This is a genomic window from Metabacillus mangrovi (assembly GCF_009711125.1).
In the GTDB taxonomy this organism is placed as follows: domain Bacteria; phylum Bacillota; class Bacilli; order Bacillales; family Bacillaceae; genus Metabacillus_B; species Metabacillus_B mangrovi.
This window is the reverse complement of sequence record NZ_WMIB01000001.1, coordinates 495414-508568: the sequence shown is the minus strand read 5'-3', so window position 1 is coordinate 508568 and position 13155 is coordinate 495414. Positions and strand designations below refer to the sequence as shown.

At 49.4% G+C, this 13155-nt stretch carries 10 protein-coding genes; 5 read left to right on the top strand and 5 right to left on the bottom strand.

Translation table 11 applies throughout. From position 1 onward, the window contains the following. Positions 1 to 73: 73 nt before the first annotated feature. From GKZ89_RS21055 to namA, 3 genes are all read right to left on the bottom strand, one after another. Complete coding sequence (locus GKZ89_RS21055) at positions 74 to 2791, bottom strand: collagen-like protein (protein ID WP_194201620.1); 2718 nt, start codon at positions 2789 to 2791, stop codon at positions 74 to 76. Positions 2792 to 2992: 201 nt separating this feature from the next. Next, a complete protein-coding gene (locus GKZ89_RS21375; protein ID WP_155110816.1) occupies positions 2993 to 4576 on the bottom strand; it encodes a beta-propeller fold lactonase family protein in 1584 nt (527 codons plus the stop codon). A gap of 170 nt (positions 4577 to 4746) precedes the next feature. Further along, entirely contained in the window at positions 4747 to 5766 is a 1020-nt protein-coding gene (gene namA, locus GKZ89_RS02705; RefSeq protein ID WP_155110815.1) for an NADPH dehydrogenase NamA, read from the bottom strand. 149 nt (positions 5767 to 5915) lie between these two features. Between namA and GKZ89_RS02700 the strand changes: the two genes are divergently transcribed. After that, positions 5916 to 7553, top strand: a complete 1638-nt coding sequence (locus GKZ89_RS02700; RefSeq protein ID WP_241680100.1) for a M20/M25/M40 family metallo-hydrolase — start codon at positions 5916 to 5918, stop codon at positions 7551 to 7553. On the opposite strand, the gene GKZ89_RS02695 is transcribed toward GKZ89_RS02700, so the two are convergent. After that, a complete protein-coding gene (locus GKZ89_RS02695) occupies positions 7528 to 8079 on the bottom strand; it encodes a hypothetical protein (RefSeq protein WP_155110813.1) in 552 nt (183 codons plus the stop codon). The two genes, GKZ89_RS02700 and GKZ89_RS02695, sit on opposite strands and share 26 nt — an antisense overlap. 113 nt (positions 8080 to 8192) lie before the next feature. On the opposite strand from GKZ89_RS02695, the gene GKZ89_RS02690 reads away from it, so the two are divergent. Further along, positions 8193 to 9170, top strand: coding sequence for a zinc-binding dehydrogenase (locus tag GKZ89_RS02690; protein WP_162356388.1), 978 nt, complete (start codon positions 8193 to 8195; stop codon positions 9168 to 9170). A 24-nt stretch (positions 9171 to 9194) separates the two neighbouring features. Here the strand turns inward: GKZ89_RS02690 and proC are convergent, their stop codons facing one another. Further along, positions 9195 to 10031, bottom strand: coding sequence for a pyrroline-5-carboxylate reductase (proC, locus tag GKZ89_RS02685; protein WP_155110812.1), 837 nt, complete (start codon positions 10029 to 10031; stop codon positions 9195 to 9197). Between the two features lie 612 nt (positions 10032 to 10643). Here proC and GKZ89_RS02680 point away from each other — a divergent pair. The 3 genes from GKZ89_RS02680 to GKZ89_RS02670 all read left to right on the top strand — a co-directional run bounded on the left by GKZ89_RS02680 (position 10644) and on the right by GKZ89_RS02670 (position 13155). Then, the gene (locus GKZ89_RS02680) at positions 10644 to 11588 is read left to right on the top strand and encodes an MBL fold metallo-hydrolase (RefSeq protein WP_155110811.1); all 945 of its coding nucleotides are present in this window, start codon (positions 10644 to 10646) and stop codon (positions 11586 to 11588) included. Positions 11589 to 11599: 11 nt separating this feature from the next. Continuing rightward, a complete protein-coding gene (locus GKZ89_RS02675; RefSeq protein ID WP_155110810.1) occupies positions 11600 to 12388 on the top strand; it encodes an SDR family NAD(P)-dependent oxidoreductase in 789 nt (262 codons plus the stop codon). A gap of 185 nt (positions 12389 to 12573) precedes the next feature. Continuing rightward, positions 12574 to 13155, top strand: a complete 582-nt coding sequence (locus GKZ89_RS02670; RefSeq protein ID WP_338324882.1) for a TetR/AcrR family transcriptional regulator — start codon at positions 12574 to 12576, stop codon at positions 13153 to 13155.

The window sequence follows — 13155 nt, the reverse complement described above, 5'->3', positions numbered from 1 at the left end:
GAAAGCACTGGCGCTGCTGGTGTTTTTTTATTGAAACAAAAAAACCCCTGTACCAAGAGGTACAAGGGCGCCATCAGACAAATACGGTATTTAAAAGAAGCTCGAACACATCAGTGGTGAGTCCTATTGGGGCGCCCGCCGAGAAGCCGACAGGATAGTTCGGATCGGACGTGTCGCCCGCACCTCCCCATGGAAGGGCGATATTCAGCAGGTTGTTGAATAACTTGATCTGTTCAAACCTCGGGACATTTGTTCCGCCGAAATTATAATCGAGATAAACCGCGAAGTTATTCGGCGATTCATTTGTGATTTTGTTATTTTGGATTTTGATTAAATCAACCTCAGTAAAGTCAATTGGCAGGAAGATGATTGAGCTGGAATCGATGGAGAGGTCTTTGACCGGATTTACAACAGTGTTTGAATCAATCAGGATAGATGCGTCATTAAAAGGTGTGTTGAATAAAGCAAATTGGGAGAAGCCGGTATCAATATTATTCCGGATAATAATAGAGCCGCTGGAGGTTGGAGTCCCTTCGAATGTCAGTGTGCCGCGGGCAAACGTTCCGCCCTGAAAAGTGTTCCCGGCGATTAGGGTCTGACCGCTTACTCCCTGGAATTGAATGGAGTTGCGGGATCCAGATAAAGTGGAACCAGGGTTAACAATCGTATTGTCTAAAAGTGATAGATTATCGGCATTGATAAAGGCATTTCGCCGACCGCCCTGAAGGAAGGAGCTGCTGATGGTGATATTTGAATAAAAATCGTTTGGAAAAGCCTGCAACGGAATGTTGATCAGAGAATTGTTGCTCCCTGTTGACGGAGTCGGTGCTGTGATATTCAATGCATCAAGTGTAACGGAATCTGCGGAGATAACCACACTTGGAACGTCACCTAAATCCGGGAATACAATGTTGGCTGTATTCTTGGCGATTCCCTTGATCGTCAATGATTTGTTGATGACTAACTGGGCAACCTGATTGTAGGTTCCAGGGAAAACGATGATCACATCACCAGGATTTGCCCCGGTTATGGCTGTTGGGATATCGGCAAAAAACTGATTCTGTGATTCGTTGTAAATCGTATTCGTGATCAGGGTAACATTTTGGCCAAAAGTAATAAATTCAAAGGATTGGCTCGAATTGAATTGAATTTGAGCGCCAGGTGCTGTACTCACGAGGGTAACCGCTCTCGTACGGGTTGCAGCAGGGAAGCCGGAAATATCATAAACTCCCGGAGAAAGATTGATAATATCAAATGTGTTATCGTTCAGGGCGGTGTTTAGCTCAGCTGCTGTCGTAACTGTTGTACTCGTTCTTGTATTCAGAAGTTCAATATATACAGAAGCCGTAATGCTGTTCTCCGTCACATCCGGTATGGTTTGCAAAGCGACAGGAGTACCCGTCAGGTTTTCGATCGTCAGATCTGTGGGTCCTGTGATGCTGACAATAGCCTGCCCTGTATTTTGCTGATCTGTACTGCCGGAACCATAATTTCCGCCAACCACCTGAGTGGTGCCGTTCAGGAACAGGCCGAATTGATTTGCCTCTGCTCCGGAAACAGAGAACGTGACTTCATAATCTCCCGGATTCGTCAGTGAAATGGCGGCTTCACCAATTCCGTGGCCAATGCTGCCCCTGATCGTGCCGTTCGTATTAAAGGTGATTGCTTCTGCAGATTGAACAAGCTGATTGGTCGTATTGTAAATATAGGCGTACTCCGCGATGTTGGATCCGCCCGTAGGTCCTGTGATGCCAACACCCGTAGGTCCAGTAGTACCCGTAGCCCCAGCCGGTCCGGTCGGTCCAGTAACGCCAGTGGCTCCAGTTTCGCCAGCGCCAGTCGGTCCAGTAGTCCCCGTAGCCCCAGCTGGTCCGGTCGGTCCAGTAATTCCGGTCGCTCCAGTTTCGCCAGCGCCAGTCGGTCCAGTAGTCCCCGTAGCCCCAGCCGGTCCGGTCGGTCCAGTAACGCCGGTCGCTCCAGTTTCGCCAGCACCGGTCGTACCCGTTGTACCCGTAGCGCCAGCTGGTCCCGTAACACCGGTCGCTCCTGTCTCGCCAGCGCCAGTCGGTCCTGTAGTACCTGTAGCCCCAGCCGGTCCGGTCGGTCCAGTAATACCGGTCGCTCCTGTCTCGCCAGCGCCAGTCGGTCCAGTGGAACCTGTAGCGCCAGCCTGTCCGGTCGCTCCAGTGGCTCCAGCGCCAGTCGGTCCAGTGGAACCTGTAGCGCCAGCCTGTCCGGTAGGTCCAGTAATACCGGTCGCTCCAGTGGCTCCAGCGCCAGTCGGTCCAGTGGAACCCGTCGCGCCAGCCGGTCCAGTTGGTCCGGTAAGGCCAGTTGCCCCAGTCTCGCCAGCGCCAGTCGGTCCAGTGGAACCCGTCGCGCCAGCCGGTCCGGTAGGTCCAGTAACACCGGTAGACCCGGTCGCGCCAGTGCTGCCTTCATTCCCGACAAGTTCATCAGTTACGAGCCGGTGGGCTGTGACCAGCTGTCCAGCTGCATTTTTACCCCAAACAGAAATCTCCGTAGTGGCTTCTCCCGGTCCAGTGACTGTGAATACGAATTCGAAGCCGTCCAGGTTGGCAAAATACGTTCTCGTAATGACTTCATTCGGACTAAGAGATAATAGTTCTTGAACGTATAAGGTCCTGACTCCATTCAGAAAATATCCCTCTACCAATACCGTTGATGCGTCCGCTGCACTTTCGTTGGCAATTTTGACAGTTACCTGTGTGCTCGGACGTACGCCATTGACCGGACTGTTTTCAATGGGCCCGGTTCTTAAAATAGCCATACTTAATAAGTTCCTCCAATCTTCAGCAGCAAATTCTAACTCCATATCTGCTGCAGGAAAGAGTAAAATGCACCATAGTATATTCAACAGGTTTGAGACGGCTTGGTCATCTGCTTTGCAAAGCAGAAGAAAAATGAAAAAAGGCTCTCTATTACAAATAAAAAGCCTTGAAATCCTCTATACATCCCTTATTTTTAAAATTTAATACACGCCTATTCCAGAAGGCTTACCTCCAACAGGGATGGTTGCTGTAACGGTATTAAGGATCCCATCAATTACTGAAACAGTGGAACTCACATAGTTTGAGACATAAACCCCGTTTGTAAGAAGGTCCACTCCGACTCCCGTCGGAAATTGCCCGACTGGTATTGTAGCAGTGACAGAGTCTGAACCGTCTTGAATAACAGATACAGTTCCGCTGCCTTCATTAGCTACATATACTCGGCCTGTATAACTGTTCACACCAATCCCTAATGGATTAAACCCCACTGGTACAACAGTTTTGACAGTGTTGGAGAAACCGCTAATTATAGTGACAGTGCTAATTATTGTGCTGACCCCATAATTAGAAACGTAAACTTGGTTGTTTAAAAAGTTTACTTCAACATCTCTTGGCTGTGCTCCGACCGGGATTGTCGCGATTACAGTATTGGGATTTCCATTAATTACGGAGAGACTGTTGCTTCCTGAATTTGCGACGTAAATCCGGTTAGTTACGGTATTTACACCTACACCTTCCGGTAAAACACCGACCGGGATTACGGTTCTGACTGTTTCTGTAGATCCGTCAATTACGGTAACATTGTTACTTCCTCTATTTGCAACGTAAATGAGATTGGTCGTTGTATTAACTGCTATCCCCTCAGGATTCGCTCCTGTTGGAATCCGGTTTATAACCGTATTGGCTGTTCCATCAATAACCGCAACTGAATTGTCTCCTGTATTGGTTACATAGATGCGATTCGTATAGGGATTTACAGCTATAAATCTCGGCTCTATCCCGACTCTTATCCGAGTAATAATGCTTCCGCTGTTTCCATCTATCACAGTTACATCGTTACTTCCTGTGTCTGCGGTGTAGATGCGATTAAGGGAAGGAGGAAATATAGAACCCGGAGCTCCGGTCGCACCTGTCACCCCGATCTGTCCGGTACTACCGGTTGGGCCAGTAGATCCGGTTGCTCCAGCCCCCGTCGCTCCGGTCGGTCCAGTGGTCCCGGCAGGTCCGGCTGCGCCTGTTGTTCCTTCACCAGTTGCTCCCGTTGGTCCAGTAGCACCAGTAGTCCCAGGTGTTCCGGCCGAGCCCGTTGGTCCGGTCAATCCGACCGGTCCCGTTGTGCCGGTAGCTCCAGTTGCTCCCGTTGTCCCGACACCAGGTGGTCCGGTAGCCCCGGCAGGCCCGGTGGCTCCTGTCTCGCCAAGGACTTCAATTAAGGTCCCTGCCAACTCACCTGATACGAGACGATGGGCTGTAACCAGCTCTCCCGCTGAATTTTTCCCCCAGACAGAGAGGTTTGTTTGACTTTCTCCGGCTCCATTTACAGTAAATACAAACTCGAAGCCATTAACGTTAGCAAAGTACGTTCTTGTGACTACAGTATTTGGATGAATGAAGAGAAGCTCCTGAACATATAAAGATCGTGCTCCATTCAGAGCATAACCCTCGATTAGAACACTGGAAGCACCAGTTGAACTTTCGTTGCCAATCTTTACGGTCACTAGTGTACTGGGGCGGATTCCATTAACCGGGTTATTTTCTATAGGCCCAGTTCTTAAAATAGCCATCTTTTTTTCCCTCCTCAATGAAAAAGCAGCAGATTCAAGGTAAAACCTGCTGAAGCTTAAAGTAAAATGCACCATATTCTATTCGGACAACCATCAAAAGGCTTGGTCAAGTGCTCTTCTTTTAAAGAGGAAACGAAAAAAAGGCCTCCCTCAGAGGGAAGCCTTCCGTTTTATTTCCACCCGCGTTCATATTGAACGGGCGGTTCAATGGATGTTCCAAGCTGGCTCGCTGCGGTCCGCGGCCAGTACGGATCACGGAGCAGTTCGCGGGCGACAAAGATCAAATCGGCACGTTCACTTCTCAGAATTTCTTCTGCTTGAAGCCCGTGCGTGATCATTCCGACTGCACCAGTGGCAATACCGGCTTCGCGGCGGATTTTATCTGCGAAAGGAACCTGATAGCCGGGGTAGACCGGAATATCAGCAGGGACGAGTGCGCCTGAGCTGACATCGATCAGATCGACACCCTGTTCCTTCATCCATTTTGCAAAAAGGACATGGTCATCCGGGGTGAGTCCTTCTGGATGATAGTCGGTAGCAGACACTCTTACGAAAAGAGGGCCGGACCATTCTGTTTTTACCGCGTCGATTACTTCTTTCAGGAAACGGTATCTGTTTTCAGCAGACCCGCCGTATTCATCATCACGGTGATTGGAGAGCGGGGACAAAAATTGATTGATGAGATAGCCATGGGCTCCGTGAATCTCAATGATGTCAAAACCGGCTTCTCTTGAACGGCGTGCTCCGTCCCGGAAAGCCTGAATCGTTTCCTGAATTTTTTCAATCGTCATCGCGACTGGTCTTTTGGAATTATCGTTAAAAGCTAAAGCTGAGGAAGAAGCGATTTCTTCTTCAAGAACAGCTTTACGGCCGGCGTGGGCGAGCTGGATAGCGGCAGCAGAACCGTAGCTTTTGATTTCTTTTACAAGTCTCGCAAGCTCAGGGGTATGCTCATCACTCCAGATGCCAAGATCCTGTGGAGAGATGCGGCCCTGAGGCGTTACAGCGGATGCCTCCAGCATAATCAGTCCGGTCTGGCCTGCAGCCCGGCTGATATAGTGCGTAAAATGGAAAGGTGTCAGCTTTCCATCTTCATCCATGCTGGAATACATGCACATGGGAGACATGACAATCCGGTTTTTTAATTCCACATCTTTTATGCGATACGGTTCAAATAACTTTCGATTCAAGATTTTCGCCTCCAGAAACTAATTTCAAAAGTAGTATACCAGCGGGTTCTGCCTTCGTCACATCATTTGCATTTGGAGATTTTCTGACAGGGAATATTGAAACTTTCTGACGATTCTATACAATGGAGTCAGAAGGACGGTGGGAATCATTGAATACAAATTGGCAGACAAAAAAAGAGCTGACAGATCTGCTTTCAAAGCTTGTGGAATTTGAGAGCATCACAGGCTCGCCAGGAGAAGCGGCATTTCCCGAATATATACAGTATGTACTGAACCAGACAGATTATTTTAAAGAACATCCTGAGTATCTGTCTCTTCATCCGATCAGTGATGGGAGACGCTTTTTAACTGCTTTTGTTAAAGGGAATTCAAATAAAACCCTTGTCCTCCTGAGCCATTTTGACACGGTGGATGTCAGAGATTATGGAGAGCTCAGGCATCTTGCCTTCCGTCCCCATGAGCTGACGGATCTGCTGCAGGAGAAGAAAGAATGGCTGCCGGATCAGGCTAAGCAGGACCTGGAAAGCGGCGACTGGCTGTTCGGCAGGGGAACGATGGACATGAAAGCGGGGCTCGCTGTACAAATCGGCCTTCTTTCCAAAGCGATGGAGGAAACGTTTGACGGAAACCTCCTGCTGCTTGCCGTTCCGGACGAAGAAGCAAATTCGGAAGGGATGCTTGGCGCTGTTCATGTCCTCAGTGATCTGAAAAAGAGCTACGGGCTTGAGTACACGGCGTGTATAAATTGCGAACCGATGTTTACAAAGTATCCGAACGATCCGGATTACTACTTATATACGGGGTCCATAGGAAAGGTTCTTGCAGGGTTTCTTTGCTACGGAAAAGAAACGCATGTCGGCGAGCCTTTCTCCGGACTCAACGCCAATTTAATGGTTTCCAAACTGAATGAACAGCTAGAGCTGAACGGAGAATTCTGTGAAATCGCAGAAGGCGAAGTGACCCCTCCGCCAACCAGTCTGTATCAAAAAGACTTGAAGGAAGAGTACTCTGTACAGATTCCTCATATCTCAGTATCGCTCTTTAACGTATTGACGATGCAGCGCCCGATCAGCAGCCTGCATCAACTGCTCCTTAACTCGGCAAAAGCCGCTGCCAAGGAGGCGGAAAATCATTACATAAAACGGGCTGAATCTTTTTCGGAAAAAGTTCCCTATATTCCCGAGCCTTTTTCCATTAATGTACTGAGTTTTGAAGAGCTGTTCAAACTGGCTGTGGAAAAAGCAGGAGAACAGGAAGTAGAACGAAGAATTGCCAATCTCGAAACGGAGGCTGCAGGGGATACAGATGGAAGGCAGCATTCCATCCGCATCGCAGCAGAGCTTGCAGGCCTATGCAAAGAACAGGCTCCGATGATTGTCCTGTTTTACGGACCGCCCTTTTACCCGGCTGTTTCATCAAATGAAGATCCGCTGATCCGCCATATCGCAAATCACGTATCCGGCCTGGCCATGGACAAGCACGGAATCAGTTTAAAAAGACAAGTTTACTTTCAAGGACTGTCCGATCTCAGCTTCCTGCAGCTCAACGATTCAAAAGAATCGCTCGCAAAACTGACGGAAAGCATGCCGGTCTACAACAGGGGCTATTCACTACCCGCTAAAGAAATTAAGGAGCTCAACATGCCGGTCATCAATATCGGACCGATGGGACGGGACGCTCATCAGTGGACAGAGCGTCTCTTCCTGCCGTACTCCTTTGAGCAGCTCCCGGAATTGCTCGAATCCGCTGTCAAAGAATTCTTTAAATACGGAGTCGGGACGGAATAAGCGGTGCAACGGCCAGATAATTCGGATCGGCCAAATAAAAGGGTGGGACGGACAAAATGTAGCGCGAGACGGCCAGGTTAACAGAGAGAACGGCCAGAAATAGCGGTGCAACGGCCAGATGAATCGGATCGGCCAAATAAAAGGGTGGAACGGACAAAAATGAGCGCGAGACGGCCAGATTAAGAGAGAGAACGGCCAGAAAAAGCGGTGCAACGGCCAGATTAACCGGAACGGCCAAATAAAAGGTCGGAACGGACAAAATGCAGCGCGTTTCGGCCAAATTAAGAGAGAGAACGGCCAGAAAAAGCGGTGCAATGGCCAGATTAATCGGATCGGCCAAATAAAAGGGCGGGACGGACAAAATGTAATGCGAGACGGCCAGGTTAACAGAGAGAACGGACAGAAAAAGCGGTGCAACGGCCAGATAAATCGGATCGGCCAAATAAAAGGGTGGAACGGACAAAATTGAGAATTTGACGGCCAAATTAACAGAGAGAACGGACAGAAAAAGGGATGCATCGGACAAAAAAGGGGAATTGCCTTGGCGATTCCCCTTTTGCTTTTATCCCCAAAAAATAGCAACTTCCTCTATTCAACTGCAGAAAAAGGAAATAAAATGGAGGGAGGGGGTGCTGTTTAGTGAAGGCGATTGTTGTGGAGGAGTTTGGCGGTTCAGACAAGATGAAGTACATAGATTGGGAGACACCGGATCCGGGGCCTGGGGAAGTGCTGATTCAGGTGGAGAAAACGAGTGTGAATTTTGCTGATATTAAAGGGAGATACGGTAAAAAGGGCGGGAAGGTGCCGTATGTTCCCGGACTGGACCTGGCCGGAACGGTCATCGGGTCCGGCGAGGGTGTGACGAAGTTTTTTCCGGGCCAGCGGGTGGTTGCGTTTCCTTCTAAGGGTTCGTATGCACAATTTGCTGTAGCGGATGAGCGGCTCGTTTTTGCCATCCCTGACAATATGGATTGGAGTGCGGCTGCTGCATTTCCGGTTGTTTCTTTTACCGCGTATCAGCTTCTTGCTGATGTCGGGCGGGTGCAGCCCGGGGAATCTGTATTGATTCATGCGGCAGCCGGCGGCATTGGGACGACAGCCATCCAGCTTGCAAAAGCAATGGGTGCAGGGCAGGTGATCGGGACAGTCGGAAAGGTGGATAAAATTCCGGCTGCTTACCGGGCAGGAGCAGATTACGTGATCTGCCTTGAAAGCGAAGATTTTCCTCCTGCTGTGCTGGATGCAACGGAAGGAGAGGGAGCGGACGTGATCCTTGATTCCATTTCCGGTGCGGTGGCCGAGCAGAGCTTAACCTGTCTCGCTCCTTACGGCCGGCTCGTTCACTTTGGCAATGCCGGAGGGGAAGCGGGAAGCTTCCAGACAGCCGATCTGCATTCCAGCTGCCGTGCTGTTCTTGGCTTCAGTTTTGGTACGACCAGGAAAAAACGGCCGCATCTGCTGGAGAAAACCGCGGAGCATGTGTTTTCTTTGTATGAAAAAGGTCTGCTGAACATTGAGATAGGCGGCAGGTATCCTTTAGAACAGGCTGCAGAGGCACATGATCTGGTGGAAAGCCGGATGAGTACCGGAAAAGTTTTATTAGACGTAAATCATTGAGAAAGGCAGGCCGCGGCCTGCCTTTTATGCTTTGCGGACTTTTTCCATAGCCGCCTGTCCGCCAGACTGCATTTCCCTGGATCGTTCGGCTGCCCGCTTTACACAGGCGATGATGGCTTCGCTGAACTGGAAATCCTTCAGCTTTTCAAGACCTGCTTCTGTCGTACCGCCGGGGCTTGTCACGTCTTTCCGCAGCTGTCCGGCTTGTTTCTCCGATTGCATCAGCATTTCAGATGCTCCGGCGAGGGTCTGCAGAATCAGGCTTTTGGCTATTTCCTGATCAAGGCCGACTTCAGCGGCAGCTTCTTCCATCGCTTCGATAAAGTAATACACATAGGCAGGTCCGCTTCCGGACAGGGCGGTTACCGCATCAAGCTGGTCCTCTTCCACCACGGCCACCATTCCGATTGTCTCAAACAGATGCTTTGCCATTTTTACCTGGTGCATCGTGGCCTCACCGCTAGCTGAAATGGCGGTCGCGGACATGCGGATTGCGGCTGATGTGTTGGGCATCGCCCGGATGACCGGCGCTTTTTTCCCGAGCAGGTGCTGGATCGTTTCAATCGTCACACCGGCGAGGACGGAAAGGATCAGCTGTTTTTTTACATATGGGCGGAGTGTGAGGACGGCTTCCTCCACATCCTTCGGCTTCATGGCTAGAATCAGGATTTCGGACCGGTCTGCCAGTTCTTTTTTGTCTTCTGTGACTGTCACATGATAGTGCTCCTGCAAATACATCAGTTTGCTGCGGTCGCTCCTGTTGCATACCGCGATCTGCTCTGGACGGACAACATTCCCGTTTATCAAACCTGAAATCAGCGCTTCTGCCATCGAACCTGCACCAATGACCCCGATTTTCATTCCTTTCTCCTCCTTTTCAAAATAAAAAACCCTTCCATCCTCTACATTCGTAAGGACGGAAGGGTTTTCCGCGGTACCACCTTTGTTGGCGCAAACAGTCTGCACCCAGCTCAACTCGCCTGTAACGCGGGCCGCGTTTAGGTTTTCCTAACTGGCTGGCAGGGTAGGTTCGATCCGCAAGAGGGCTGCACAGTCTTTCAGCCGGTGAACTGTGCTCTCTTTTGCCATTAGCGGATGTACTGGTCCTGGTCATCGCCGGGTTCCGATATCTTGTATTATTTGTACTCCATTATGCAAGCGTGGACAAGCGTAAGTCAATAGGCAAAGAAAAAAACTTTTACTGAATTATTTGAATATAATGACAAACGGAAACTTGAGAGGTAAACTAGGTCTATACATATACAATTTTTCTTAGAAATGCTCTGTAAAAGCACCGTGCGAATCTTTTACACCTGCTGATCGCAGTAGAAAGGTGTTAAAGAGGTGCGGAACAAAGCAGTGCAGCGGGAAGCTGGCTCACTGCCCGCACAAGAATCAAGAGAATACCTCCAAGCTGCAATCAGCAGTCAAGTACAATCAAACTTATAGAAAAATAGTAAATGAGGCGATAAGATGAACCCATCCATTCAGCAGCTGCAGATCCCTACTCCGTTTCCGGTCGGGGATATAAATGTATATTTGTATAAAGGAGAGTCATTGACGTTAATCGATGCAGGGCCGAAAACCGAAGAAGCTTTGGCTGCATTGAAACATCAGCTTAAAGAAACAGGCTATGAGCTGGAAGAGATTGAACAGGTCATCATCACCCATCATCATCCGGACCACGTCGGGCTGCTCGATGAGCTGCAGGGAGCCCGGGTGATCGGCCATCCTTATAATGAACGGTGGATTTCACGCGATCCGCTGTTTATTGAAGAACAGAAACAGTTTTTTCAGAAGCTTTTGCTGGAGACAGGAGTGGATCCGGTGTTCTTGAAATACATTAAAAACCTGGAGCGGAACCTGGTTTACTCCTGTACAGCCTCACTCGATCAGACGCTGACAGAAGGGGATGCGGTTCCGGGAATGGAGGGCTACCGGGTCCTTTATACCCCGGGCCATGCCCAATCTCACATTGCGTTGTACAACGAAGTAGAAGGGTCATTGTTTGGGGGCGATGTCCTGCTGAAAAAAATCTCTGCCAACCCTCTCCTGGAGCCGCCGATGTCCGGAACAGAGCGGCCCAAGCCGCAGCTTCAGTTCAATCAGACTTTTGAAAAACTGCACAATCTGCCGCTCTCGCGCATTTTTGCCGGCCATGGAGAAATGATCGATTCGCCTCATGAACTCATCCGCTACAGACAGAAGAGGCAGGCGGACAGGGCTGAAGAGGTGCGGAAGATGCTGGAGCGCAAGGATATGACGGCCTTCCAGGTGTGTTCAGAGCTTTTTCCGACCGTTTTCCATAAAGAATTGATGCTCACCATGTCTGAGACGATCGCACAATTGGATTATCTGGAGAACCTGGGTAAAATAACATCAGACGGGTCTATTGAAAACCGCATGTATTCTGCTTAGGATGGTGGCTTATGAAACTGAAAAATAAAGTGGTGTATATTACGGGGGCTTCAGGAGGCATCGGCGAAGCGATGGCCAGAAAGACAGCCGCAGCCGGCGCCTCAGTCGTGCTGCTTGCGAGGCGGGAGGAAAAGCTGAAAACGCTGGCAGCAGAACTAAGGGACACGTATGGGACAGAAGCGCTTTATTCGGTGCTGGATGTGTCAGACACAGGGGCAATCGAACCGGTCTTCCGGGAGCTGCTCGCAAAAACAGGACGGATCGATGTTCTGATCAATAATGCTGGATTCGGAGTTTTTAAGACGGTCGAGGATTCTGCACTTAAGGAAATGGAAAAAATGTTTAAAGTGAACGTTTTCGGTTTGATCGGCTGCACGAAAGCGGTGCTGCCGGCGATGAGAGCACAGGGGAGCGGCCATGTGATCAATATTGCCTCCCAGGCTGGGAAAATCGCAACACCAAAATCGAGCCTGTATTCGGCCACGAAACATGCGGTGCTGGGTTTTTCAAACAGCCTCCGCATGGAATGCAAGGGGACCGGGATTCAGGTAACGACGGTCAACCCAGGCCCGATCCGGACCGATTTTTTTGATACAGCGGACGAGAGCGGGGAGTATACGAAAAATGTGGAGCGGTGGATGCTTACCCCGGAATTTGTTGCTGAAAAAGTTGTCCAGTCCATCGTGCATTACAAAAGGGAGATCAACCTGCCCCGCTGGATGAATGCCGGAAGCACTGTTTATCAGCTTGCGCCGGGGCTCATTGAAAAGCTGGCTGGAAATGCCTTTAATAAGAAGTGAAAAATCCGGATTCTGTCCGGATTTTTTTGTGGGTTTTTTTAGGCGGAAATCCGGAAATTTGCTGGATACGGGGTTTTTTTCCTCAATGAAAATTCAGTCTTCTGTTCTATTTATAAAAGATATAGAGAAGAGTAGACTTTACCACAAACGGAATGAACGTTCATTCCGCACGAGGAGGAATTCGGGTGGCGTTTGCTGCTACAGGCAAAAAGAAGCAAATCCTGCAGGCAGCGCTCGCGCTGTTTGCAGAGCGGGGATTTGATGCAGCCTCAGTTCCTGCCATCGCAGAAAAAGCAGGTGTAGGTTCAGGTACGATCTACCGTTATTTCGAAAACAAAGAGATGCTTGGAAATGTCCTTTTTCAGCAATGTCTGGAGCAATTTGAACAGTCTGTGCATGAAAAGACTCCAGAAAAAAAGGATGGTCCGCGCGGCCGGTTTAGAAATTTTTTCTATGGAATGGTTTCCTTTACAAACAACCATGAGCATGCTCTATGCTACATCCGGAATCATTTCCATGCCCATTTTTTAACGGAGGACAGCCATGCCCAATTTACGAAGTCACTTTCGGGTATTTATGATTTTTTTGAGAATGGAAAAAAGGAAAAGTTTATCCGGAATCTTCCCTCTGAAGGCTTGATTGCGATTTTGTTCGGGGCTTTCCTGGAGCTTCACAGGCTGATCCGTGCCGGCCAGCTTGAAGAAACACCGGAGCTGCTTAAAGGAATCGAAGAATGCTGCTGGGATGCAGTCCGCATCCATCATTAA

What these genes read in the sequence shown, in the direction of transcription:
- GKZ89_RS02680 (WP_155110811.1), top strand. Translation starts at nt 10,644, where the DNA reads ATGAACCCATCCATTCAGCAGCTGCAGATCCCTACTCCGTTTCCGGTC.
- GKZ89_RS21055 (WP_194201620.1), bottom strand. Translation starts at nt 2,791, where the DNA reads ATGGCTATTTTAAGAACCGGGCCCATTGAAAACAGTCCGGTCAATGGC.
- proC (WP_155110812.1), bottom strand. Translation starts at nt 10,031, where the DNA reads ATGAAAATCGGGGTCATTGGTGCAGGTTCGATGGCAGAAGCGCTGATT.
- GKZ89_RS21375 (WP_155110816.1), bottom strand. Translation starts at nt 4,576, where the DNA reads ATGGCTATTTTAAGAACTGGGCCTATAGAAAATAACCCGGTTAATGGA.
- GKZ89_RS02675 (WP_155110810.1), top strand. Translation starts at nt 11,600, where the DNA reads ATGAAACTGAAAAATAAAGTGGTGTATATTACGGGGGCTTCAGGAGGC.